Source organism: Streptomyces sp. NPDC006332 (genome assembly GCF_040612855.1).
Lineage (GTDB): Bacteria > Actinomycetota > Actinomycetes > Streptomycetales > Streptomycetaceae > Streptomyces.
The window spans coordinates 1-23,801 of sequence record NZ_JBEXRA010000085.1 but is presented as its reverse complement, the minus strand read 5'-3'; the positions used below and the strand labels follow the sequence as shown (position 1 = coordinate 23,801).

Sequence of the window (23,801 nt, the reverse complement as noted above, 5' to 3'; positions counted from 1 at the left end):
AGACTTCCTGCACACCTACAACCACCACCGCTGCCACACCGCACTCGGCGGCCAGCCACCCATCACCCGCGTGAACAACCCTGCGGGTCAATACATCTAGAGCGCGAGCCTTCCTCATGTGTGCGGCCGTATGTCCGCGATCAGCTATACGCTCGAGTTATACGCGCGACGTACACTCGCCACGTATACGCACGGCGTATACGCGCTGTGTATAGTGAGCTCATGTCCATTGGTCACACCCTTTTAGGGCTCCTGGAGTCCGGCCCGCGACATGGTTACGACCTGAAGCGGGCCTTCGACGAGACGTTCGGTCACGACCGGCCGCTGCACTACGGCCAGGTCTACTCGACGATGTCCCGGCTGCTGAAGAACGGCCTCGTCGAGGTCGACGGGATCGAGGCCGGCGACGGCCCGGAGCGCAAGCGCTACGCGATCACCGACGCCGGCATCACCGACGTGGATCAGTGGCTCGCCACCCCGCAGAAGCCGGAGGAGTACCTCCAGTCCGCCCTCTACACCAAGGTCGTCCTGGCGCTGCTCACTCACCGGGACGCCTCCGACATCCTGGACACCCAACGCTCCGAGCACCTGCGCTGCATGCGCATGCTGACCGACCGCAAGCGCAGGGGCGATCTGGCGGACCAGCTGATCTGCGACCACGCCCTCTTCCACCTGGAGGCGGACCTGCGCTGGCTGGAACTGACCGCCGCCCGACTCGACAAACTCCGTGAGGCTGTAGCCCGATGACGACTTCTCCCCCTGGTTCCCTGCTCGCAGCGCAGGACCTGCGCAAGACCTACGGGCACACCCACGCCCTCGACGGCGCCGAGTTCACCATCGACCCCGGCGAAGTCGTCGCCATCATGGGCCCCTCCGGCTCCGGCAAGTCGACGCTGCTGCACTGCCTCGCGGGCATCCTGCCGCCCGACTCCGGGTCGATCACCTACAACGGGCGTGAGGTGACGACGATGAGCGACGGCGGGCGCAGCGCGCTGCGCCGCTCCGAGTTCGGCTTCGTGTTCCAGTTCGGGCAGCTCGTGCCGGAACTGACCTGCGTGGAGAACGTCGCCCTGCCGCTCAGGCTGAACGGCACCTCCCGCAAGGAAGCCGAGCGGGCGGCGCTCGGCTGGATGGAACGCCTGGAGGTCGCCGACCTGAAGGGCAAGCGGCCCGGCGAGGTCTCCGGCGGCCAGGGCCAGCGCGTCGCCGTGGCACGCGCGCTGGTCACCGGCCCCCGGGTGCTGTTCGCCGACGAACCGACCGGCGCGCTCGACTCCTACAACGGTGAGCGGGTGATGGAACTGCTCACCGACGCGGCCCGCTCCACCAACGCCGCCGTCGTCCTCGTCACCCACGAGGCACGGGTGGCCGCCCACTCCGACCGGGAGATCGTCGTACGCGACGGCAAGTCCCGGGACATGGAGCGCGCCATATGAGTGCGCGCAAGGGGAACCTCCCACGAGAGCGGAGCCGAGCGTGGGCCACGGACCTGGCCATGGGGGCCCGGTTCGCCGTCACCGGCGGCCGCGAGAGCTGGGTCCGCATGACACTGACAGCGTTCGGTGTCGGGCTCGGCGTGACCCTGCTCCTGTTGTGCACCGCGATTCCCAACGTGTTCGCCTCCCGCAGCGAGGTGCAGGACGCCCGCTACGCCGACATGTACTCCCAGAAGGTCCCGCCCAAGGCCGACGACACCCTCCTGATCGCCGACACCGACACCACCTGGCACGACGACGACATCCTGGGCCGGTTGGTCGAACCCGAGGGCGCGCGGGCGCCGCTGCCGCCTGGGGTCGACCGCTTCCCGGGCAAGGGCGAGATGGTGGTCTCCCCGGCGCTCGAGGACCTGTTGGAGTCGGGCGACGCGAAACTGCTGCGGGAGCGCCTGCCGTACAAGATCACCGGCACGATCGGTGAGAGCGGGCTGATCGGCTCGCACGAACTGGCCTACTACGCGGGCGCCTCCGGGATCAAGCTCACGGACTCCTCGCGGGTGACGCGGCTGACCACGTTCGGCAAGCCGGACACGAAGCCGGAGAAGACCGACCCGGTGCTGCTGCTCATGGTGTTGGTCGTGTTCGTGGTGCTGCTGACGCCGGTCGCCGTGTTCATCGCCGCCGCCGTCCGCTTCGGCGGCGAACGCCGCGACCGCCGCCTCGCCGCGCTGCGCCTGGTCGGCTCCGACGCGGGGATGACCCGGCGGATCGCGGCGGGCGAGGCGCTGGCCGGAGCACTGCTCGGCCTGGCCGTGGGCACCGGCTTCTTCCTGCTCGGCCGCCAGAAGCTGGGCACCGGCGAGTTACTGGGCGTGAGCGTCTGGCCCAGCTACCTCGACCCCGCTCTCGCGCTTGCCGCGCTGGTCGTGGTGGCGGTGCCGGTCGCCGCGGTGCTGGTCACGCTGCTCGCGATGCGTGGCGTGGTCGTCGAACCCCTCGGTGTGGTGCGCGCGGCCAAGCAGCGCGGCCGCCGACTGTGGTGGCGGCTGCTGCCCCCTGTGGCCGGCCTCGCGATGCTCTACCCGATGATCGGCCAGGGCCACAAGAACGGAGACTTCAACCAGTACCTCGTCATCGGCGGCGTCCTGATGTTGCTGATCGGCATCACCGCCCTGCTGCCCTGGGTCGTGGAGGCGGTCGTCGTCCGGCTCGGCAAGGGCGCGCTGTCCTGGCAACTGGCTGTGCGGCGGCTCCAGTTGAGCAGCGGCACCGCCGCCCGCATGGTCAACGGCATCGCCGTGGCGGTGGCCGGGGCCATCGCGCTGCAGATGCTCTTCACGGGTACGCAGAGCAAGTACACCGAGAACACCGGCCAGGACCCCAGCCGGGTCCAGATGGAGGTCAACTTCAGCGGCCCCAAGCAACTGTCCGGCGTCGAGCGCGAATTCACCGGCACCAAGGGGGTTCAGGCCTCGGTGGCCCTGGCCCAGGCCCAGTACGGGGACACACGTCGCAACCCGGAGAACGGCAACGGCCTGACCGTGGGTGACTGCGCCGCCCTGCGGGAACTCGCCACGCTGCCCTCCTGCAAGGAGGGTGACGTGTTCATCACGCGAACGCGGAGCGGCTACGACGACCCCAGCAACGCCACCGAGATCGCCCTGGTGAAGCCCGGTCGGCAGCTCTACATCGACCCGTCGTACGACGGCCCCGAACGCGGCCTCGAGGTGCCCTGGATCGTTCCGGCGAACATTCGGGAGGTGGACGCGCGCAAGGACTCGCTGCAGAACTACACCAGTCTGCTGGTCACCCCCTCCGCCCTGCCCCACAAGGCCGCGCCGGCGGTGTTCTCGAGCGGTGTCTACCTGCGTCTGGACCCGTCGGTGCCGGACTCACGGGAGTACGCACGCAACGTCGCCACCCGCGTCGACCCCCTGGCGCAGACCTTCGCCTGGTCGGCGTCCCAGGAGAACGCCATGTACGCCTCCATCCGTACGGGTCTGTTCGTGGGCGCCGCCTTCGTGCTGGCACTGATCGGGGCGAGCCTGCTGGTCTCCCAGCTGGAACAGCTGCGCGAACGCAAGAAGTTGCTCTCCGCGCTGGTCGCCTTCGGCACCCGGCGCCGCACACTCAGCCTGTCCGTCCTGTGGCAGACAGCCCTCCCGGTCGGACTCGGTCTCGCACTGGCCACGGCGGTGGGCGTCACCCTCGGCGTCGTACTGCTGAAGATGACCCGTACACCGGTGACCATGGACTGGGCGAGCGTGCTCACCATGACCGGTGTGGGCGCGGCCGTGGTCGGCGTGGTCACGCTGCTCAGCCTGCCGCCGCTCCTGCGCATGATGCGCCCGGCGGGCCTGCGTACGGAATAACCACTGACACATCCCATGAAGTGGGCTCCTCCTACCAGGAGGAGCCCACTCCTGCATGCGGGAAGGGCGCACGCGGGAAGGGCGCGGGCGGGCCCGGTCGGCATCCTGATCTGCCGGCGAGGCCTCAAAAAATCCCGCTCGTCATCGTGTTACCAGCCCTACACTCATCACGGATCACGCACCGCCCGGCGCACCGGGCCCAGGTGCGCAGACGAGGCAGACCGCAGAGGGAGACCGGACGTGTTGTACCGCACCGCTGTCGTCGTCCCCCGGTCGCTGCACGAGGTGATCCTCGTGTCTTTGTCCGTCCGGTGCCCGCTGCGCGGCCGGTACCGGATGCCCGTGCCGACCCTCTGATCAGCGCGCCGTCAAAGTCCTCGCGGAACCGCAGAGCTGCCCAGCCGCGGAACCACGCCTGTTGACGTGCCGTCATGTCCGCCGGGAATCGCGCCGCCCTGACACATCTCGTCCGAAAGGCCCTGGGCCGTGCGCACCAACCTCAACGCCCTCACCACCGTCCGCAACCTCGGCATCCTCGCCCACGTCGACGCCGGCAAGACCACCGTGACCGAGCGGATCCTGTACGCCACCGGCACCACTCACCGGCGCGGCGAGGTCCACGACGGCACGACCGTCACCGACTTCGACCCGCAGGAGCGCGATCGGGGCATCACGATCTTCGCCGCGGCCGTGAGCTGCGCGTGGGACGGTCACCGGATCAACCTGATCGACACCCCGGGCCACGTCGACTTCGCCGACGAGGTGGAGCGTTCGCTGCGGGTCCTGGACGGCGCGGTCGCGGTGTTCGACGCCGTCGCGGGCGTCGAGCCGCAGAGCGAATCGGTGTGGCGACAGGCCGACCGCTACGGCGTACCGAGGATCGCGTTCGTCAACAAGCTGGACCGGGCGGGCGCCGACCTCGACACGGCCGTCGCCTCGATCCGGGAGCGGCTGCACCCGGCACCGCTCGTCGTGCAGCTGCCCATCGGATCGGAGGACGGGTTCACCGGTGTCGTCGACCTGCTCCGGATGCGGGCACTGACCTGGGGCGAAGACGGTGACACGGCGACCGAGGGGCCGGTGCCGGACGCCCTGCACGAGGAGGCGCTACGGCGGCGTCGGCTCCTGGAGGAGGCCGTGGCCGAACGTCACCCGGCCGCGTTGGAGGAGTTCTGCGACCGGGAGACGCTCTCGGCCGAGAGTCTCACCGTCGCCCTGCGGGACCTCACCCGCAGCGGGGACGGGGTGGTCGTACTGTGCGGCTCGGCCTACCGCAACCGGGGGATCGAACCGCTGCTCGACGCCGTCGTGGCGTATCTGCCGTCGCCGCTCGACGTGCCCGCCGTACGCGGCACGCTCGACGGAACGCGGCAGGAGCGGGCGGCGGATCCGCACGCGCCCTTCGCCGCACTGGCGTTCAAGGTGCACGCCACCGCGACGGGACGGCTGACCTATCTGCGGGTGTACTCGGGAACGATCGGAAAGGGGGACACGGTGCTGGACGCGGGTGCGGGGCGGACCGAGCGGATCGGGCGCATCCTGCGAGTGCGGGCGGACCGGCATGCCCAGGTGGACCGGGCGCTCGTCGGCGACATCGTCGCCGTGGTCGGGCTGAAGTCGGCCCGGGCCGGCTCGACCCTGTGCGCGCCGGACGCTCCGCTCGTCCTGGAACCGCCGACCGTGGCCGATCCGGTCGTCTCCGTGGCGGTCGAGGCCCGCGGGCCCGCCGACACGGACCGGCTGGCGTCGGCGCTGGCACGGCTGGTCGAGGAGGACCCGTCGCTGGTAGTCCGCACCGACGCGGAGACCGGGCAGACGGTGCTGTCCGGCATGGGTGAACTGCATCTGGAGATCGCGGTGGAGAAGGTGCGGCGCGACCACGGGCTGGCGGTCGCCCTGGGCCGTCCGGGCGTGTCCTACCGGGAGACGGTCGCCCGCGGGGTGTCCGGTCTGGTTCACCGGCACGTCAAACAGGACGGTGGCGCCGGGCAGTTCGCGCAGGTCGCCATCGATGTGGAGCCGCTGGAGGAGATCATGGGCTTCGAGTTCCGCTCGACGGTCGTCGGCGGCCGGGTGCCGCAGGAGTACGTCCGCGCCGTCGAGGCCGGCTGCCGGGACGCCCTCGCCGAGGGCCCGCTCGGCGGGCACCCGGTGACCGGGCTGCGGGTCACCCTCACCGACGGGGCGACCCATGTGAAGGACTCCTCGGACATGGCGTTCCGTACCGCGGGACGCTCCGCCCTGAGGGAAGCACTGCGCGCCTCGGCGATGGCCCTGCTGGAACCGGTCGTCGAGGTCACGGTCACCGTCCCCGAAGAAGCTGTCGGCACCGTCCTCGGCGACCTGGCCGCACGCCGTGGCCGCGTCTCCGGTTCCGTCACGCGGGCGGGCGCGGCGGTGGTCACCGCCACCGTGCCGCTGGCCGAACTCTTCGGCTACGCGACCCGGTTGCGCAGCCGCACCCAGGGCCGCGGCACCTTCACGACCCGCCCCACCGGCTACGCCCCGGCACCGGTCGTGACGCCGACGCGTTGACGGCGCCGGGCGGCCTCACCCGTGCGCGGGTGGGGCCGCCAACCGGGGGTCTCACCGAAACGAGGCCGCCCTGGACGGCACCGTCGGCGTCCCCGAAGTCGGTACCGCCGTCTCTGAGGTCTGCGGCAGTCCAGGGTGGACCGGGAGCGGTTTGAAACAGAAGGGGTGAGCGCGGGGCGATCCCAAACCCGGCGTCAACGCGAGGCAGCGGCTCGCTTCCGCCAGGGCGGCCCACAAACTCGATGGGGAATGCGGCTTCCCATTCTCAGACACGGTCCTGACGGGTACTCGGTGGTGGATATCGTGTGTCCGGCAGAGTACTCGCAGGTTGGGGGCGGCATGGGGCTGGCGAACGAGAAGATCATTTCTCAGGTGGAGGATCTGCTGAACGGCAGGGTCGTCATCCCCTCGATCCAACGGGACTTCGTCTGGATGAGGCCCGACGTACGGGACCTCTTCGACTCCCTCTACCGGGGCTACCCGGTCGGCGCTCTCCTGCTGTGGAAGACCAATCTGACGGTCCCGTTCAAGACCGCCTCCGTCGTCCAGGCCGCCAAGTCGGCGCACCAGCCCCTCTATCTGCTGGACGGCCAGCAGCGGCTGACGTCCCTTGCCTGGGTCTATCAACCTGAATCCAAGGCGGACGGACGTCTCATCGATCTGCGGTTCGACGTGCGCACCGAGGAATTCGTGAATCCGAGCGCGATCCAACGCAAGGATCCGCTTCTGTTCCCGGTGTCGACCCTGTTGCAGGAGAACACGCAGTTCTATCAGGTCCTGAACAAGGCAGGAGTCCCTTTCGACGATCCTGACTTCGACACCTGGACACAGCGGCTGCAGAAGGTGAACAGCATCCGGCATCACCAGATCGCCGTCATCACCTACGAGTCCGACGACTACGAGGAAGTGGCCGAACTCTTCGCCCGGCTCAACAAGGGCGGTCGGCGGCTGTCCAAGGGCGACCTCGTGTACAGCGCCATCGCGGCTCGCTGGGCCGAGGGCCTGGACACCATGGATGCTTTCCACCAGGAATTGGAGGACAGCAACTTCGCTCTGAACAGGGAGGCCGTGCTGCGCCTCATGAGCCTCCTGGCGGGGGCCGGCGCCCATCACATCAAGCTCATCGGAGCGGACGTGGGCGAAGCCGCGCTGAAGGAGGCGTGGCAGGCCACCGAGCGAGCGCTGCGCTTCGCCGTCGACTTCCTGCGTGGCGAGTGCTCGATCCCCCGTTCCGAGATCCTCTCGTCGCCGAATGTCACCATCGTGCCTGCGCTGCTGCTGCACCACCGGGACGGCAAGCTGCGCCCCGGCGAAGCCCAGTTGCTGCGTCGCTGGGTGTACACAGCGATGGGCTTCAGCCACTACTCGCTCCAGGTCGAGGGCAAGCTGGACGCGGAGGCCAGGCTGATCAGGGCGCGTGAAGGAGAGGGCCTGTTCGCCGAACTCATCCGCCGCGCCTCCGGCACCCGGTCCGTGGACAGTCCTCTCCAGGCCAGGGACCTTGAGCAGAAGTACTCCACACATCCCTTCTTCCGGCTCCTCTACATCGCCGCGTTGCGCGGCCGGGCGCGGGACTGGGCGACCAATATCGCTATCAGTGATCAGCCGATGCACAGTGGCGCCAAGATCGAGTTTCACCACGTGTTCCCACGGGCGCGGGTTCAGACGGCGTATGCGAAGGAGGAGTGGAACAGCCTCGCCAATCTGGCCTTCGTCACCGGCCAGACGAACAAGATGATCTCCTCGAAGATCCCCGCCGAGTACATGGCGGGGATCGCGCGGGAGCGCCTGGCTGAACAGTGGATTCCCGAGGATCCCGAGCTACGGTCCCTGGACCGGTTCCCCGACTTCCTGGCCGGACGCAGGTGTCTGCTGGCTGATGTCCTCAACGAGCTGTTGGGGCTTCCCTCGTACGCCGGGCAGGCCGCCCACCCGGAAACCGACGAACTGCCTGCAGACGAAGCGGTGATCGCAGAGGATCCGGCCGCACCCACGCTTGTCGGAGCGCAACTGCAGGGACTCCGCACGGAGCGGGGCGTCCAGATCTACGCGATCTATGAAGGCCGGCGTGCCGACGCCTACTACGACCCTTCCTCCCGCACCGTGAGGATTCCCTCCGGCCCCGGCCGGGGTGTGTACGGAACTCCCAGCGGAGCTGCGGTCGCCCTCGTGCATGCTCTCAATCCGCACGTCAATCCGAATCGCAACGGGTGGTCCTTCTGGACCGTGACAGCTACAGGGAAGCTTCTGCAGAGTATCCGGTAGCGATCCTGCTACCTCAACATCGCCGCCTTGGTGCCAACCCCCAAGGCGGGACTGCTCTGGTCGGACCTCGTCGGCGGTGGCCGGTGAACCTCCGGTTCGGGCGACAGACAGTCAGGGGGCGGTGGGCGACGCCGCGGACACGCCGCCGTCAGACCGAGCCGACGAAGTCACACCCCGGCCTTCACCAGTAGCGGGCTCGGCAGGGCCGACGACGAACCTGCGTGGCGCCCGGCGTGAGGCGCTGAGCGTCACTGCCGGGCAACCCATGCCGACGAGTCCGCGAAAGCGGTGCCGTGCCCCCCTGGGCACGGGGCCCCGCCGCTCAGCAGTCCCTGAACTCCGGCGACTGGTTGAGCACCTGCGACCGCATGGACGTGAACCGCCCATACAACTCGCCCTCTCGTGACTCCGTTCGGAACGCCGCCACCCGGTGGCAGTTCTGGAAGGCGAGGGCGATGCCGAAGTGGCGTTCCAGGCTGCTGCGGATCGCGTCGCTGGCCAGGGCGCGCAGCAGTTGGCCGCGTTCCCGCTCGGACGGGGGCGGGGTCTGGTTGTCGGTGAACTCGGCTTTGCCGTCACGAAGTTCGGTGGCGAGGGAGGCGATCAGGTCGTAGGCGTAGGGGAGGGAGGTGCGGACGGTGTCCACGAAGTCCTCCTCGCGGATGTCACCGTGCTTGGCTTCGGCGAGGAGTTGGGGGGAGACGTCGAGCGACATGGCTGGAGGGTCCTGTTCTGCTGTCGTGAGGTGAGGCAAGAGGCAGCTGAAGGTCGGGCAGGAGGTCAGACGACGAGCGCCGCGGGGCCCGGTACGAAGTCCGGGTCCACCTGCGCGGCCAGGTCGAGGCCCGTCGTCCCGTTCGCCCAGGCCCGCGCGTTGCGCAGGTGGAACTCGACGGCGTGGGCGTGCAGGGCCGCCCAGTTCCGGGGGTGGGAGTCCACGGTCTCCCGGAGGATGTTCAGGGCGTGCCGGTTGAGTGGCTCCAGGGATTCCGGGCCCGCCTCGGTCCGGCCCTGTTCGGCCGAGCGGACCCAGGGCGAGTCGACGAGGTGGGTGAGGAGGTCGTCGCCGAGCTGTTCCTTGAGGAAGAGCAGGTCGTCCTCGCCCGTGACCTTGTTGCCGACAGCGGCGATCCGGATGCCGAACTCCTGGGCGTGCTCCCGGTACTGGCGGTAGACGGAGACGCCCTTGCGGGTCGGCTCCGCGACCAGGAAGGTCAGGTCGAAGCGGGTGAACAGGCCGGAGGCGAAGGCGTCGGCGCCCGCCGTCATGTCGACGACGACGTACTCGCCGGGGCCGTCCACCAGGTGGCTGAGGTAGAGCTCGACCCCGCCGAGCTTGGAGTGGTAGCAGGCCACCCCCAGGTCGCTCTCGTCGAACTCGCCCGTCACCATCAGCGGCACCTCGCCCACGCGCCGGACGTGCCGCGTGTGCAACTCGTCGTCGCCGAGCAACCTCAGCAGACGTGATCCGCGTCCGGGCGGGGTGGTCTTGATCATCGCCTCGCGGGAGGTGATGCGCGGGTTGGTGCCCCGCAGGTAGTCCTTGATCCGGTCCAGGTGGGCGCCCAGGGGCGGGGCGTCCAAAGGACCGTCGTTGTGACCGAGCGCCTCGGCCAGGTGCTGGTTGATGTCCCCGTCGATGGCGAGGACCGGTGCGCCGGTGCGCGCCAGGTGCCGGGAGAAGAGCGCGGACAAGGTGGTCTTGCCGCTGCCGCCCTTGCCGACGAACGCGATCCGCACTACCGCTCCATCTTTTTGAAAATGGATGTCATGTCGGTAGGTTGTAGAGGTGCCGGGCAACGGGTGTCAAGTCACCTGGGAGTTGCCCGTCCGTCATGCCGTCCGTCACCCACCCCGTGATCACCCCGAGGCCTTAATGCATATGCTTGGCAAGTGCACAGTTACAGCATCAGGGCGGCGAGCCCGGACGACCTCGACGGTGCGCGAGCCGTGATGCTCGACACCGTCTACCGCGACTTCGGTACCGGCTACGTGCCCCGCTGGCACGCCGACATCATCGATCCGGCCGCCGCCTACCTCGCCCCGGCCCGCCACACCCTCCTCGTCGCCCTCGACCCGGACGAGCAGACCGTCGTGGCCACCGCGGCCCTCGACTCCCGTGGGCCGGCCCACCCGCCGAACCCGCGCCACATCGCCGAGCGGTATCCCTCCGGCGCGACCGCGCAGCTTCGCCGCGTGTACGTCCGTCCCGAGCACCGCCGGCGCGGACTCGCCCGGCGCCTGGTCGACGAACTGCTCGCCTTCGCCGCCGCGGACGGCGGCTACCGCGCCGTCTATCTGCACACCGACCCGGCGGTGCCCGGCGCCGAACCCTTCTGGCGGTCACTCGCGAAGGCCGTGCACGACGAGCGCGACGACTCCCGCGGCAACGGGGTCGTCCACTTCGAGATCCCGATAGGACGGTGACCGGCGTGCGCCGCCGCCACATATTCGCTTCCCTGCTGCTCGCCCCGCTCCTCACCGCCTGCTTCGCCTCCTCCGGCGGCGACTCCTCGGGCGGCACCGAGGACGGCGCCCGGCTGCGGGTCGCGCTCGCGTTCCCGCCCGCCGAGAACCTCTCGCCGTACGGGGCCGACGCCACCATCCTCAGTCGCCTCGGCGTCACCGAGGGCCTGACCGCGCTGGACGCCAACGGCGCCGCCACCCCGGCGCTCGCCGCCTCCTGGCGCCAGGAGAACGACCGCACCTGGCGGTTCACCCTGCGCGAGGCCACCTTCCAGGACGGCTCCGACGTCACCCCGGCCGCGGTCGCCGCCGCCCTCACCCACGCCACCGACGCCCAGCCCGCGCCCGCCGCCTTGTCCGGCGTCACCCTCGCCGCCAAGGCCGACGGCGCCACCGGTGTGCGGATCACCACCGGCGCCCCCGACCCCGTACTGCCCCTGCGCCTGTCCAGCCCGAGCCTCGCCGTCCTCTCCTCGAAGGCCTACGACGGCAAGGACCGCGCCGACCCGGTGGGCACCGCCACCGGACCCTTCGAACTGACGAAGGTGAGCGGATCCACGTCCGCCACCCTCGACCGTCACGACGACTACTGGGGTGGCCGCGCCCAGGCCTCCGGCGTCGACGTCCGCTTCATCGCCGACGGCGCCGCCCGCGCGAGCGCCCTGCGCACCGGCGAGATCGACCTCGCCGAGGCGATCCCGGTCGCGCAGGCCGCCACCCTCGACAAGGCCACCCGCAAGGAGACGGCCACCACCCGCACCACCAGCCTGCTGCTCAACGCGAAGTCGGGCCCCTTCAAGGATCCGGAGGTGCGCGCCGCCGCCCGCCGGGCCGTCGACACCTCCGCGCTCGCCGAGGGCGTCTACGAGGGACACGCCGACCCAGGCGCCGGCATCTACGGACCCGCCGTCACCTGGGCCGAGGGCAAGCGTCGCCAGCCGGTCGGGAGGGCGAAGGCCGCGAACCCGGACGGTGCCCGGATCACCCTCGCCACCTACGACAACCGGCCCGAACTCCCCGAGGTCGCACAGGTGTTGAAGCAACAACTGGAGAAGGCCGGGTTCCGGGTCACGCTCAAGGTGCGCGAGTACTCGCGGCTGGAGAGCGACGCCCTGGACGGGAAGTTCGACGCCGTCGTCCTCGCCCGCAACTCCCTCGTCGACACCGGCGACCCGCTCGCCGTCCTGGCCGGCGACTACACCTGCGACGGCGACTACAACATCGCCCAGCTCTGCGACCGGGACGCCGACCGGGCCGTGGCGAAGGCCGAGGGCATCGCCGACACCGCCGAACGGCAGGACGCGGCCATGGCCGCCGAGGCCCGGATCCTGGGCACCGACGCCGTGGTCCCGCTGGTCCACCAACGCGTCATCACCGGCGTCAACACCTCGGTCAGCGGCGCCCTCCTCGACCCGTACGAGCGCACCCTCCTCGGCACCGGAACGCGGCGCTGATCCCATGCGACGCCACCTGGTCACGCCCGTGTGGCGGGCGGTGCTCGCGGCCGCCCTGGTGTGCGGCATCGGCCTGCTGCCCTGGCTGACCCGGACCGACCCCGCGCTCACCGTCCTCAAGGCACGCTCGGCCGACCGTGACCCGACCCCCGAGGTGCTGGCCGACATCCGTACCCAACTCGGCCTGGACCAGGGGCCGTTCTCCCTGCTCGGGCAGTGGCTCGGCGGGCTGTGGCACGGGGACGCCGGCCGGTCGTGGCTGTCCGGCGACGAGGTCACACCCGCCGTCCTCCAGGCCCTCGGGGTGTCCCTGCTGCTGATGGCGGTGGCCCTCGCGGTCGCCGCCGTCACCGCCGCGCTGACCTGCGCCCGCACTCTGTGGCTCGGCGCGCACCGGCGCCTGGACGGGCGCAGTGCGGGAGGCAGCGGCTCGGCGGTCCTCGCCGCGCTGCCCGAGTTCCTCACCGCGTCCCTCCTCGCCACCGTCGTCGGCGTCCAACTGGGCTGGCTGCCCGCCCTCGGCTGGTACGGCCCCCAGTGGACGGTGCTGCCCGCCCTCGCCCTCGGCCTGCCCGCCGGCGCCGTCATCGGACGGCTCCTCGACGACCTGCTGCCCGGCGCCCTCGGCGAACCCTGGGCGCTGGCCGCCACCGCACGCGGACTGCCCGGTCGGCGCGTCGCCCGTCAGGCGGTACGCCGCTGCCTGCCCGCCCTGCTGCCGAACCTCGGCCTGTTCGTGGTCGGCCTGACCGGCGGGGCGGTCGCGGTGGAGCAGATCTTCGACATCCCCGGCCTCGGACGCACCACCCTCCAGGCCGCCCTCGCCCAGGACCTGCCCGTCCTCCAAGCCGGCACGCTGGTCATGATCGTGCTGGCCGCGGTGACGGCCGGGCTGGCCGCCCTCGCCACCCGGATCGTCGCGGGCCCGGCGCTGCGCGACGGCGCGCTGCCCTCACTGCACCCACCCGCGCCACCGGCCCGCCGGGTCCTGCCGTACGTCCACGGGGTGCTCCTCCTCGCCGTCATCGCACTCGGTCTGCCCCGCGACCCGCTCACCCTCGACATCGGCGAACGCCTCCGGCCCCCCTCCAGGGCCCACCCGTTCGGCACCGACGCACTCGGCCGGGACATGCTCGCCCGAGTCGCGCACGGCGCCCTCGACACCCTGCTGCTCACCCTGGTGATCGGCGCCGCCACCCTGCTCGCCGGTGTCCTGCTCGGGCTGCTGCCCAAGCTGTCCGGTCCCCTCGTCGACACCGTCAACGCGGTACCGCCCGTCCTCCTGGCGCTGCTGGTCACCGCCGTCGTCGGCAGCGGCTCCGCCACCCCCGCGCTCGCCGTGGGCGCCGTCGCCTGGGCACCCCTCGCGGCGCACGCCTCCGCGCTGCTGCGTCAGGAACGCGCCGCCCTCCACGTGACCGCCACCCGGGGTCTCGGAGCGGGCCGCGGGCACCTCCTGCGCCACGCACTGCTGCCCGCCGTCGTCCCGCCCGTCACCCGCCACGCCCTGATCCGTCTGCCCGGCATCGCGCTGGCCCTGGCCTCGCTCGCCTTCCTCGGCCTCGGCGCCCAACCACCCTCCCCGGAATGGGGTCTGCTCCTCGCCGAGAACCAGCCCTACGCCGAACGCGCCCCCTGGGCGGTCCTCGCACCCGCCGCCGTCCTCGCCCTGCTCGGGGCGTTCGCGGTGAGCGCGGCGGGCGGAGTTCGGGTGCCACGCCGACGAGCGGGAGCCCGCACACCACCCCCGACCACCACCGAACAGCCGTCAGACGCGAGGGAGTTGGTGGCGGCGCGATGACGTCGACACCGGTCGTTCCGGTCAACGGGTCCACAGGACGCACTCGCCTCTCGCCCCTGCTGCGGCTGCTGATCCTCACCCAACTCGCCTTCAACATCGGCTTCTTCGCCGTGCTGCCGTTCCTGTCCGAACACCTGGGACAGGCCGTGGGCATGGCGGGCTGGCTGGTCGGGCTGGTGCTCGGGCTGCGGACCTTCAGCCAGCAGGGGCTGTTCGTGGTGGGCGGGGCGCTCGCGGACCGGTACGGCATCCGGCCGGTGGTCCTCGCCGGGTGCGCGCTCAGGATCACCGGGTTCGCCTGGCTCGGCTTCGCCGAACGGACCTGGACGGTCATCGGCGCGGTTCTGCTGATCGGGTTCGCCGCCGCGCTGTTCTCACCGGCCGTGGAGTCCGAGGTCGCCCGGCAGGCGGTGGTGTGGGAGGAGACCGGCGGCGGTCCCCGTACCAGGGTCCTGGCGCTGTTCACCGTCGCCGGACAGGCCGGGGCGTTCGTCGGCCCGCTGCTCGGCGCACTGTTGCTGTCGGTGGATTTCCGCACCGTGTGCCTGGCCGGAGCCGGGATCTTCGTGCTGGTCCTCGGCGGACACGCCTGGCTGCTGCCCCAGCGGATCGCCGGGCGGACCCGCGTCGAGGTCCGGGGCGGCATGGGACTGCTGCTGCGCAACCGGCGCTTTCTGGCGCTGTGCTGCGGATACGGCGCCTATCTGCTCGCCTACAACCAGCTCTACCTCGCCCTGCCCGCCGAGGTGGAGCGCGCGACGGGTTCGCAGGCGCCGCTGGCCTGGCTGTTCGCCCTGTCGTCGCTGCTCGTGGTGACCGCCCAACTGCCCCTCACCCGCTGGGCGGAAGGCCGGCTGACGCTCCGCCGGTCCATGGTGAGCGGTCTGCTGCTGGTCGCGGCCGGGTTCGTCGTGGTGGCCGTCGCCCGGCCCGCCGGGTGGACCGGCACCGCGGGGCTGCTGCCCGCGGCGGGCTTCGTCGTCCTGCTCACCCTCGGCCAGATGCTGGTCGCCCCCGTCGCCCGCGCCTGGGTTCCCGACCTCGCCGAGGAGGGCCGCCTCGGCCTGTACACCGGGGCGCTGTCCTCACTCTCCGGTCTGATCGTCCTGGTCGGCAGCGCGGCGACCGGCACCTTGCTGGACAGCGGGCTGCCGGGTGCCGTGCCGTGGCTGGTGCTGGCGGCCGTGCCGGCCGCGGCGATCGTGGTGCTGCCGGGGCAGCGGACGGACGGGTCCGGCCGATAGGCTCCAAGCATGGACAACCAGGACATCCGGGTGGAAATCGCCCGGGAGGCGGATCAGGAACTCGTCGACGCCTTCGGCCGGATGCTGCCGCAGCTGTCCTCGGCCGCGACCCCGCTCGACCTCGCGGCGGTCGACACCATCCTGACGTGCGACGCGAACACCGTGCTGGTCGCCCGCACCGCCGACACGATCGTCGGCACCCTGACGCTGGTGATGTTCCCCGTGCCGAGCGGGCTGCGGGCCCGGGTGGAGGACGTGGTCGTCGACCACGCGGCACGCGGCCACGGAGTCGCCGGGCTGCTCACCCTGGAGGCCCTGCGGCTGGCCCGGGAGGCGGGGGCACGCACCGTCGACCTCACCTCGCGACCCGACCGGGCCGCGGCGAACCGGCTGTACGAGCGGCTGGGATTCAGGCCCCGGGAATCCACCGTGTACCGGGTGCCGCTGCGGGGCTGACGGTCCAGGAGCAAGATCCGGTACCCGTGGTACGAGCGTCGGGTCAGGACGCCACCGGCTCCGGCTCCGGCTTCGACACCAACTCCAGCTCCAACTGCGCCACCGCGGCCTCCTGGGACCGGTAGGTCCGCCACAGCCACAGGATGTCCCGGCCGAACGACCACACCAGCAGGGCCAGCGCGACCGCGACGACGCCGAAGTTCGCCGGGTACGGCAGGAGGTCGGAGGCGGCCAGGAGAAGGAGGACGCCCTGCAGCGCGGCCACCGTCTTGCGGGCCATGCTCGGGGGAAGGGGCGCGTTGAGCCAGGGAAGGGCACGGGCCGCGGCGACGAACGCGTAGCGCATGGTGCCTATCAGGAGGACCCAGGGGCCCAGGGACATCGAGAGGTAGACGCTGAGCACCAGGATCAGGAACGCGTCGACCTCCATGTCGAAACGCGCGCCCAGCGGGGTCGAGGTGCCGGTGCGGCGGGCGACCTTGCCGTCCACCCCGTCGAGTATCAGCGCCACCGCCGTCAGACCGACGAACAGCGTGACCGGCGGTGAGCTCTCGAAGGAGTCCGCGACCAGCGCCGTGACACCGCCGACCAGCGTCGCCCGGCCGAGGGTCACCCGGTTCGCCGGGCCGAAGGAACGCGGCTGGGAGCGGTGCAGGGCCCGGGAGAGCACGGCCCAGGTGGCGACGGCGAAGGCGAGGCCGGTAAGCCAGCCCGCCGGCCCCATGCCGATCGCCGTACCGAGCAGGGCCAGCAAAAGGATCTGCAGGCCCGCGCCCACCGCGGTCTCCTGCTGGACCAGCCTTGCTTCGTAAGTGTTGTTCAGGGCCACCGCACATTCCTCCGGCCAGGTGACAGAGTCGATCAAGGACGCGTACTGTGCGCGACCTGTGCACACCTCGGTACGTGAACCGCTTCCCGATCGTTCAGGAGGATGCCGATGAAGCGCACCGCGCGTGCTTTCTGGCTCAGCTCACCGGGCCACGGCGAGATACGTGACCTGACCCTGCCGGACCCCGGCGCGGGCGACGTGGTCGTCCGCTCTGTGTACTCCGGGGTCAGCCGGGGCACCGAGACCCTGGTGTTCCGGGGTGGGGTGCCTCAGAGCCAGTACGCGGCCATGCGGGCACCGTTCCAGGAAGGTGACTTCCCGGCACCGGTGAAGTACGGGTACCTCAGCGTCGGACTGGTGGAGGAGGGGCCCGAGGCCCTGGTCGGCCGGACCGTCTTCTGCCTCCACCCGCACCAGACGCGGTACGTCGTCCCGGTGGACGCGGTGACGGTCGTACCGGAGGACGTGCCCGCCGCACGGGCTGTCCTCGCCGGGACCGTCGAGACGGCCGTGAACGCCCTGTGGGACGCGGCTCCCTTGGTCGGCGACCGGATCGCGGTCGTCGGCGGCGGCATGATCGGCAGCTCGGTGGCCGCCCTGCTGGCCCGTTTCCCCGGGACCCGGGTCCAGTTGGTGGACGCCGACCCCGCCCGGGCGAAGACCGCCCAGGCGCTCGGCGTCGACTTCGCGACCCCCGGCGACGCGCTCGGCGAGTGCGACCTCGTCGTCCACGCCAGCGCCACCGAACAGGGCCTGACCCGCGCTCTCGAACTGCTGAGGCCCGAAGGCACCGTCCTCGAACTGAGCTGGTACGGCGACCGGCAGGTCAGCCTCCCGCTCGGCGAGGCCTTCCATTCCAGGCGCCTGGTCATCCGCAGCAGCCAGGTCGGCTCCGTCTCGCCGGCCCGCCGCTCCAGCCGCAGTTACGCCGACCGGCTCGCCCTCGCGCTCGACCTGCTCGCCGACCCGGCCCTGGACGCCCTCGTCACCGGCGAATGCGAATTCGAGCAACTGCCGGACGTGCTGCCCCGGCTGACCTCCGGCGAGATCCCCGCCCTCTGCCACCGGGTCCGTTACGACTAGTGCCGCGGCGGGGCAAACGTTGCCTGCCGCGGCACTGGTCCCCGTCCGGCACACGTGACACACAGGTCCAATCCCGTACGAGAGGGTCGCCTGACCTGAGAAAAGAGTGAGAGGGGGCTGAACAACGGGGGGTGAGGAGCCGTATTACCCGGCATCCCCCGGCAGGGAACCAGCTTGGGGGACCAGACGCGCCGCACCTGGAGGGTCGTCCGTTGTTCAGCATCACCGTCCGCGATCACATCATGATCGCCCACAGCTTCCGCGGCGAGGTCTTCGGACCCGCGCAGCGCCTCCACGGAGCGACGTTCCTGGTGGACGCCACGTTCCGGCGCGAGCAGCTGGACGACGACAACATCGTCGTCGACATCGGACTGGCCACGCAGGAACTCGGGGCCGTAGTCAGCGAGCTGAACTACCGCAACCTCGACAACGAGCCCGATTTCGCCGGAGTCAACACGTCCACGGAGTACCTGGCGAAGGTAATCGCCGACCGGCTCGCCGAACGCGTCCACAAGGGTGCGCTCGGCGAGGGCGCCAAGGGCCTGGCGGGACTCACCGTCACGCTGCACGAGTCGCATGTCGCCTGGGCGAGTTATGAGCGTGCGCTGTGACCGACACCACCATGGAGCGGACCACCACGCTCGGCTACGTGCCGGTGCAGAACTCCGTACTCAAGAACGCGGACATCATCCCCATGTCGCTGCGCTCCGTGCACTTCGTCCTGCCGGGCGGCGTGGACGACCCGGCCGCCCCCAGCGGCGGCAACGCCTACGACCGGCGGGTCAGCCTGGATCTGCCCGGCTTCGGCTGGCAGGTCCACCAGCACGCCGTGGACGGCAGCTGGCCGAGCCCCTCAGGGGCCGCCCGTGCGGAACTCGCCCGGGTGCTGCGGGAGCTGCCGGACGGCACGGTCGTACTGCTGGACGGGCTGGTCGCCTGCGGGGTGCCCGAGATCGTCGTCCCCGAGGCGGAACGACTGCGCCTGGCCGTCCTGGTGCATCTCCCGCTCGGTGACGAGACGGGACTGGACCCGGCGGTGGCCGCGGACCTCGACGCACGGGAACGCACGGTGCTACGGGCCGTCCCGGCCGTCATCGCCACCAGCGACTGGGCCGTACGCAGACTCGTCTCGCACCATGGCCTCGCCCCCGAGCGGGTCCATGTCGCCGCCCCCGGCGCCGACATCGCCCCCCTCGCCTCCGGCACCGACGGCGTCTCCCGGCTGCTGTGCGTGGCCTCGGTGACCCCGCGCAAGGGACAGCACCGGCTGGTGGAGGCGCTGGCCACAGTGACCGAACTGCCGTGGAGCTGCGTCTTCGTCGGCGGGCTCGGGCACGACCCGGAGTACGTCGCCGGGCTGCGGGCGCTGATCAGCGAGCACGGCCTCCAGGACCGCCTGCACCTCGCGGGCCCCCAGACCGGCGCCGCACTCGACGCCAGCTACGCCGCCGCCGACCTCATGGTCCTCGCCTCCTACGCCGAGACCTACGGCATGGCGGTGACCGAGGCGCTCGCCCGCGGTATCCCGGTGCTGGCGACGGACGTCGGCGGGCTCGCGGAGGCCGTCGGGCGGGCGCCCGACGGAGGAGTGCCCGGCATCCTCGTCCCGCCGGAGGACCCCGCCGCCCTCGCCGCCGAACTGCGCGGCTGGTTCGGCGAGGCGGACGTACGACGTCGCCTGAAGGCCGCTGCCCGGGGCCGACGGGCCGCGCTGGGCGGCTGGGCGACCACGGCTCGCAGCCTGGCCGGAGTTCTGGGCCGACTGCCGAACGAACCCAGGAGGGCGGCATGACGGAGACGGCGATGACCAAGCAGGCGGGGAAGATCCCGACCCAGCCCGGCCCCCGTGAGGCGGTCGGCGGTACCGGAGCGGTCACGGACACCGTGATCGCCGGGGCGGGCCCCACCCTCGGTCCCGGTGAGCGGCCCACCGTGCGGCTGCGGGACGCCGGCCCCGACGACCCGCCGCGTTACGCCCCCGAGTGGCTGGAGCTGCGGGAGGGGGCCGACGCCGCCGGGCGGTCGCACGACCTGCTCGACCCGCTGCGGATCCGGCTCGCGAACCTGCCCGGGAAGGCCGGTCTGGTCATCCACGACCTGGGCTGCGGCACGGGATCGATGGGCCGCTGGCTGGCCCCCCGCCTGGACGGTGCCCAGCACTGGATCCTGCACGACCGTGACCCCTACCTCCTGCACTTCGCCGCCGTCGCCTCCCCGCGGTCCGCCGCCGACGGCAGCCGGGTCACCGTGGAGACACGGCGCGGTGACGTCGCCCGGCTGACCACGGACGTCCTCGCCGGAGCGTCCCTGGTGACGGCCTCCGCCCTGCTCGACGTCCTCACCCGCGAGGAGCTCGACGCCCTCGCCGCCGCCTGCACCGGCGCCGGCTGCCCGGCCCTGCTGACCCTGTCGGTGGCCGGCCGGGTCGACCTCACCCCCTCCGACCCGATGGACGCGGAGATCACCGAGGCGTTCAACGCCCACCAGCGCCGCGACGGCCTGCTCGGGCCGGACGCGATCAACGCGGCGTGCGAGGCGTTCTCCGAGCGCGGCGCCACGGTACGGCTGCACCCGAGCCCCTGGCGGCTCGGCCCCTCCGAGTCGGCGCTGACCGCGCAGTGGCTGCGCGGCTGGGTCGGCGCGGCCGTCGAGGAACGGCCCGAGCTGGCACAGCGTGCGGAACGGTATCTGCGTGAGCGCCTCGCGGCCTGCGAGGCGGGGGAGTTGCGGGTCGTCGTGCACCACAGCGACCTGCTGGCACTGTCCCGGCCGACGACCGGCGGCGGGGAGTCATGAAGGTGGAGACGGTGGGCGTGGGGGCGGCCCGGCCCACTGTCGGGCCGCGCGCGTCGCGCGCCGTGCCGTGTCAGGAGGCCGCCGAACCGCGGGAGGCAGACATCTCCTCGGGCGAGCACATCACTGAGGGCGGGTCAGGCACCGAACGGCAGGGGCAGCGGACTCAGCGGTACGAGGGCCCGGTCGAGGTCTTCGCGCTCCCCACCGGGGTCGGCGTGCCCTCCCCCGAGGACCTCGCCGCCCGCGCCAAGATCCTCACGGCCCGCACGGAGGCCCTCGCCGCCCGCGACGAACTGCTCGCGGGCCGGGCGGAGGTTCCGGCGGCGCGGGGTGAGGTGGTCGCGGCCCGCGCCGAGGGGACCGCGCCCGCTGCTTGCGGTGAGTCGGTCGCGGCGTGTACCGAGGCGCCCGAGGCGGGTGCCTCGGGCGCGCCCCGGTGGCGGTCCGTCCTGGGCGGCGTTGTGGACCGTGTCAACTCCCGGGCCGTGCGTACCCACTTCGGCACCGTCGTCGGTGTCGTCATCCTCGCCGTCCTCCTGTGGCGCATGGGCACCGGCGTCTTTCTGGACGGTCTGCGGCGCATCGACGCGCCGACCCTGCTGGTGGCCGTCGGTATCGGGCTGCTCACCACCGTCTTCAGCGCCTGGCGCTGGGCCCTGGTGGCCCGCGGCCTGGGGATCAGGCTGCCGCTGAAACCGGCCGTGGCCGACTACTACCGCGCGCTGTTCCTGAACGCCGCCCTGCCCGGCGGTGTCCTCGGGGACGTCCACCGGGCGGTCAGGCACGGACAGAGCACCGGTGACCTCGGCCGCGGAGTCCGCGCCGTCGTCCTGGAACGCGCCGCCGGACAGGTCGTCCTGGCCGTCGTGGGCGCCGCCGTGCTGCTGACCGTGCCCTCTCCCGTGCTGGCCGATGCCCGGCACCTCGCCCCGCTGATCGGCCTCGCCGCGCTCGGCGCCCTCGCGGTCGTCCTGGCCCTGCGCATGAACCGCGCCCCCTCCCGTCGCGGACGCGCCCTGCGGGCCGGCCTCGCCGAGGCCCGCGAAGGACTGCTGTCCCGCCGTAACTGGCCCGGCGTCGCGCTGTCCTCGGCCGTGGTCCTCGCCGGCCACCTCGCGATGTTCATGGTCGCCGCCCGCGTCGCCGGCTCCGGCGCCTCCGTCGCGGTACTGCTGCCCCTCGCGGTCCTCGCCCTGCTCGCGATGGGGCTGCCACTGAACGTCGGCGGCTTCGGCCCCCGCGAGGGCGTCACCGCCTGGGCGTTCGGCGCGGCGGGCCTCGGCGCGAGCAGCGGGCTGGCGGTCGCGGTGGTGTACGGGGTGCTCAGCTTCGTGGCGGCCCTGCCGGGCGCCCTCGTCCTGGTCGCCCGGTGGTACACCGGCCTGCGGGGCGCGGACGCCGCCGACTACGCGGACTCGGAATCCGCGGACCTCGGGGCGCCGTCCGTGGACGTGAGCAGCGAGAAATACGCCCCGAAGGAATCGGCGAAGCCCGCCAGCAGTTCCTTCCCCTTTTCCGCGGATCCCAGGGAAGGACGGCCAATGACGCCCGAATCGGTATAGGCGGACATTCCGACGGTGAGCAGATGACGGCGGTCGTCCGCGACGAAATCGGCGGACTCGTAACCGGGTCGGACCATTTCGGGATGGGCGTGCAGCAGGATGGAGGTCTCGATCTCCCCGGCGTGCATGTCGGTGAGCAGCGAGGTCGCCACCCCGGCCCGCTCCCTGGCCGCCTCCCAGTCCTCCGGGGCCGGGAAGAGCGCCATCCGCTCACCCCGTGCGGAGGACTCCTGGACGACATTGCCCAGGACGTAGTTCCCGCCGTGCCCGTTGACCACTACCAGGGCCTCGACGCCCGAGCGGCGCAGCGACGCCGCGATGTCCCGTACCACCGCGTGAAGGGTCACCGAGGAGATGCTGACGGTTCCCGGCCAGGCCGCGTGCTCGTGCGAGCAGGCGATGGTCACCGGCGGAAGGAGGTGCACCGGATACGTGGCGGCGATCTCCCGGGCTATGGCGCAGGCCACGAGCGTGTCGGTCGCCAACGGAAGGTACGCCCCGTGCTGTTCGAAGCTCCCGACCGGAAGTATCGCCACCTGGGTTGAGACGCCCGCGCCTCGCGTCCGTACATCTTCCGTAGTGTCCGCCGGCACCAGGCCGTACGCCGCCGACCGTATGCCCGAACCACTCATCACTTCACGGCCTTTCGTCTCTGCTTAGGAACCAGATCATGACAGAAAAAATTGGCGTGCTCGGCAAGAAGTCGCCGCAGCGCACGGGTGTGGAACGCGTCGTGAATGCCCCGCTGCCCACCGTCTACGGGAAATTCCAGGCGGTCGGCTATCTCGATCACGATCGTGGCGAGGAGCAGGTGGCCCTGGTCTACGGCGAGGTCGGCACGGACGACGTCCTGACGCGACTGCATTCCGAATGCCTGACCGGTGACGCGTTCGGCTCCCAGCACTGCGAGTGCGGCGACCAGTTGGCCTCCGCGCTGCGCGCGGTCGCCGCGGAAGGCCGCGGCATCGTCGTCTACCTCAGGGGGCACGAGGGCCGGGGCATCGGCCTGCTCGCCAAGCTGCGGGCGATGGCGCTGCAGGCGGAGGGTCTGGACACCGTGGAGGCGAACCTGGCGCTCGGCCTGCCGGTGGACGCCCGCGACTACGGCGTCGCCGCGGAGATCCTGCACGACCTGGGCGTGAACTCGGTCCGCCTGATGTCCAACAACCCGCGCAAGCGCGAGGCGCTGCAGCGGCACGGCATCCAGGTCGCCGAGACGGTGCCGCTGCTGATACCGCCGTGCGAGAACAACATCACCTACCTCCGTACCAAGCGGGAGCGTATGGACCACCACCTGCCCCATCTGGACGCGGTCGTCAGTTCCTCCTGAACCCGGGGCCCCGCGGCGGTCGGCCGGTGCCACTCCGGCGCCGACCGCCGCGCCCGCGGTGGGCGCCGCCCCGACCGTGCCCCGACGCACGTCGGTCTCCCACATCCTGCAGAAGCTGAAGCGGGACGCCGAGTCGTACCTGAGCGAGCGAGTCACCGATGCGGTGATCACC

At 71.5% G+C, this 23,801-nt stretch carries 19 protein-coding genes and 2 pseudogenes; 17 read left to right on the top strand and 4 right to left on the bottom strand.

Features of this window, described 5'->3' with window-relative positions; genetic code table 11:
• The 6 genes and pseudogenes from ABZ027_RS40590 to ABZ027_RS40565 form a co-directional block, all read left to right on the top strand.
• Positions 1 to 100: pseudogene (locus ABZ027_RS40590) on the top strand (IS481 family transposase); the annotation flags it as partial.
• Between the two features lie 122 nt (positions 101 to 222).
• Positions 223 to 747, top strand: coding sequence for a PadR family transcriptional regulator (locus ABZ027_RS40585; protein WP_356777647.1), 525 nt, complete (start codon positions 223 to 225; stop codon positions 745 to 747).
• Positions 744 to 1,436, top strand: a complete 693-nt coding sequence (locus ABZ027_RS40580) for an ABC transporter ATP-binding protein (RefSeq protein ID WP_356777645.1) — start codon at positions 744 to 746, stop codon at positions 1,434 to 1,436. The genes ABZ027_RS40585 and ABZ027_RS40580 overlap by 4 nt, the downstream gene beginning before the upstream one ends.
• Positions 1,433 to 3,808: an FtsX-like permease family protein gene (locus ABZ027_RS40575; protein WP_356777643.1), complete on the top strand. Its 2,376-nt coding sequence runs from the start codon at positions 1,433 to 1,435 to the stop codon at positions 3,806 to 3,808. Before ABZ027_RS40580 ends, ABZ027_RS40575 begins: the two co-directional genes overlap by 4 nt.
• Before the next feature lie 486 nt (positions 3,809 to 4,294).
• Positions 4,295 to 6,343, top strand: a complete 2,049-nt coding sequence (gene fusA, locus ABZ027_RS40570) for an elongation factor G (RefSeq protein WP_356777641.1) — start codon at positions 4,295 to 4,297, stop codon at positions 6,341 to 6,343.
• A gap of 135 nt (positions 6,344 to 6,478) precedes the next feature.
• Complete coding sequence (locus ABZ027_RS40565) at positions 6,479 to 8,608, top strand: DUF262 domain-containing protein (RefSeq protein WP_356777639.1); 2,130 nt, start codon at positions 6,479 to 6,481, stop codon at positions 8,606 to 8,608.
• 322 nt (positions 8,609 to 8,930) lie between these two features.
• Here ABZ027_RS40565 and ABZ027_RS40560 read toward each other — a convergent pair whose 3' ends face one another.
• Positions 8,931 to 9,323 (bottom strand): SCO5389 family protein, encoded by a 393-nt coding sequence (locus ABZ027_RS40560; RefSeq protein WP_356777637.1) that lies wholly within the window; start codon positions 9,321 to 9,323, stop codon positions 8,931 to 8,933.
• A 65-nt stretch (positions 9,324 to 9,388) separates the two neighbouring features.
• On the bottom strand, positions 9,389 to 10,348 hold the full coding sequence (locus tag ABZ027_RS40555; protein WP_356777635.1) for an ATP-binding protein: 960 nt from the start codon (positions 10,346 to 10,348) through the stop codon (positions 9,389 to 9,391).
• Positions 10,349 to 10,501: 153 nt separating this feature from the next.
• Here ABZ027_RS40555 and ABZ027_RS40550 point away from each other — a divergent pair, with 153 nt between their 5' ends.
• Genes ABZ027_RS40550 through ABZ027_RS40530 form a run of 5 tightly spaced genes read left to right on the top strand, consistent with a single transcriptional unit; the run spans position 10,502 to position 16,029 of the window.
• Positions 10,502 to 11,035, top strand: coding sequence for a GNAT family N-acetyltransferase (locus ABZ027_RS40550; RefSeq protein WP_356777633.1), 534 nt, complete (start codon positions 10,502 to 10,504; stop codon positions 11,033 to 11,035).
• Complete coding sequence (locus tag ABZ027_RS40545; protein ID WP_356777631.1) at positions 11,032 to 12,528, top strand: ABC transporter substrate-binding protein; 1,497 nt, start codon at positions 11,032 to 11,034, stop codon at positions 12,526 to 12,528. The genes ABZ027_RS40550 and ABZ027_RS40545 overlap by 4 nt, the downstream gene beginning before the upstream one ends.
• 4 nt (positions 12,529 to 12,532) lie before the next feature.
• Positions 12,533 to 14,329: an ABC transporter permease subunit gene (locus tag ABZ027_RS40540; RefSeq protein ID WP_356777629.1), complete on the top strand. Its 1,797-nt coding sequence runs from the start codon at positions 12,533 to 12,535 to the stop codon at positions 14,327 to 14,329.
• On the top strand, positions 14,326 to 15,573 hold the full coding sequence (locus ABZ027_RS40535) for an MFS transporter (RefSeq protein WP_356777627.1): 1,248 nt from the start codon (positions 14,326 to 14,328) through the stop codon (positions 15,571 to 15,573). Before ABZ027_RS40540 ends, ABZ027_RS40535 begins: the two co-directional genes overlap by 4 nt.
• A gap of 9 nt (positions 15,574 to 15,582) precedes the next feature.
• On the top strand, positions 15,583 to 16,029 hold the full coding sequence (locus ABZ027_RS40530; RefSeq protein WP_356777625.1) for a GNAT family N-acetyltransferase: 447 nt from the start codon (positions 15,583 to 15,585) through the stop codon (positions 16,027 to 16,029).
• A gap of 43 nt (positions 16,030 to 16,072) precedes the next feature.
• Here ABZ027_RS40530 and ABZ027_RS40525 read toward each other — a convergent pair whose 3' ends face one another.
• On the bottom strand, positions 16,073 to 16,858 hold the full coding sequence (locus tag ABZ027_RS40525; RefSeq protein WP_356777649.1) for a CDP-alcohol phosphatidyltransferase family protein: 786 nt from the start codon (positions 16,856 to 16,858) through the stop codon (positions 16,073 to 16,075).
• Between the two features lie 108 nt (positions 16,859 to 16,966).
• On the opposite strand from ABZ027_RS40525, the gene ABZ027_RS40520 reads away from it, so the two are divergent.
• The 5 genes and pseudogenes from ABZ027_RS40520 to ABZ027_RS40500 form a co-directional block, all read left to right on the top strand.
• Positions 16,967 to 17,941 carry a zinc-binding alcohol dehydrogenase gene (locus ABZ027_RS40520; RefSeq protein WP_356777623.1) on the top strand — a complete coding sequence of 325 codons (975 nt, stop codon included), beginning with the start codon at positions 16,967 to 16,969 and terminating at the stop codon, positions 17,939 to 17,941.
• Positions 17,942 to 18,153: 212 nt separating this feature from the next.
• Entirely contained in the window at positions 18,154 to 18,552 is a 399-nt protein-coding gene (locus ABZ027_RS40515) for a 6-carboxytetrahydropterin synthase (protein ID WP_356777621.1), read from the top strand.
• Entirely contained in the window at positions 18,549 to 19,733 is a 1,185-nt protein-coding gene (locus ABZ027_RS40510; protein ID WP_356777619.1) for a glycosyltransferase family 4 protein, read from the top strand. The genes ABZ027_RS40515 and ABZ027_RS40510 overlap by 4 nt, the downstream gene beginning before the upstream one ends.
• Positions 19,730 to 20,737: a class I SAM-dependent methyltransferase gene (locus ABZ027_RS40505; protein WP_356777617.1), complete on the top strand. Its 1,008-nt coding sequence runs from the start codon at positions 19,730 to 19,732 to the stop codon at positions 20,735 to 20,737. The genes ABZ027_RS40510 and ABZ027_RS40505 overlap by 4 nt, the downstream gene beginning before the upstream one ends.
• Positions 20,734 to 22,026: pseudogene (locus ABZ027_RS40500) on the top strand (lysylphosphatidylglycerol synthase transmembrane domain-containing protein); the annotation flags it as partial. The gene ABZ027_RS40505 and the pseudogene ABZ027_RS40500, both read left to right, overlap by 4 nt.
• A 116-nt stretch (positions 22,027 to 22,142) precedes the next feature.
• Here ABZ027_RS40500 and ABZ027_RS40495 read toward each other — a convergent pair.
• Positions 22,143 to 22,931, bottom strand: coding sequence for a creatininase family protein (locus tag ABZ027_RS40495; protein ID WP_356777615.1), 789 nt, complete (start codon positions 22,929 to 22,931; stop codon positions 22,143 to 22,145).
• Positions 22,932 to 22,969: 38 nt separating this feature from the next.
• Here ABZ027_RS40495 and ribA point away from each other — a divergent pair, with 38 nt between their 5' ends.
• Positions 22,970 to 23,629, top strand: a complete 660-nt coding sequence (gene ribA / locus ABZ027_RS40490; protein ID WP_356777613.1) for a GTP cyclohydrolase II — start codon at positions 22,970 to 22,972, stop codon at positions 23,627 to 23,629.
• The last annotated feature ends 172 nt before the right edge of the window (positions 23,630 to 23,801 follow it).

Excerpts from the sequence above, each read along its gene's own strand:
- ABZ027_RS40535 (WP_356777627.1), top strand. The coding sequence starts at position 14,326 with ATGACGTCGACACCGGTCGTTCCGGTCAACGGGTCCACAGGACGCACT.
- ABZ027_RS40505 (WP_356777617.1), top strand. The coding sequence starts at position 19,730 with ATGACGGAGACGGCGATGACCAAGCAGGCGGGGAAGATCCCGACCCAG.
- ABZ027_RS40495 (WP_356777615.1), bottom strand. The coding sequence starts at position 22,931 with ATGAGTGGTTCGGGCATACGGTCGGCGGCGTACGGCCTGGTGCCGGCG.
- ABZ027_RS40540 (WP_356777629.1), top strand. The coding sequence starts at position 12,533 with ATGCGACGCCACCTGGTCACGCCCGTGTGGCGGGCGGTGCTCGCGGCC.
- ABZ027_RS40530 (WP_356777625.1), top strand. The coding sequence starts at position 15,583 with ATGGACAACCAGGACATCCGGGTGGAAATCGCCCGGGAGGCGGATCAG.
- ABZ027_RS40580 (WP_356777645.1), top strand. The coding sequence starts at position 744 with ATGACGACTTCTCCCCCTGGTTCCCTGCTCGCAGCGCAGGACCTGCGC.
- ABZ027_RS40560 (WP_356777637.1), bottom strand. The coding sequence starts at position 9,323 with ATGTCGCTCGACGTCTCCCCCCAACTCCTCGCCGAAGCCAAGCACGGT.
- ABZ027_RS40585 (WP_356777647.1), top strand. The coding sequence starts at position 223 with ATGTCCATTGGTCACACCCTTTTAGGGCTCCTGGAGTCCGGCCCGCGA.
- ribA (WP_356777613.1), top strand. The coding sequence starts at position 22,970 with ATGACAGAAAAAATTGGCGTGCTCGGCAAGAAGTCGCCGCAGCGCACG.
- ABZ027_RS40575 (WP_356777643.1), top strand. The coding sequence starts at position 1,433 with ATGAGTGCGCGCAAGGGGAACCTCCCACGAGAGCGGAGCCGAGCGTGG.
- ABZ027_RS40520 (WP_356777623.1), top strand. The coding sequence starts at position 16,967 with ATGAAGCGCACCGCGCGTGCTTTCTGGCTCAGCTCACCGGGCCACGGC.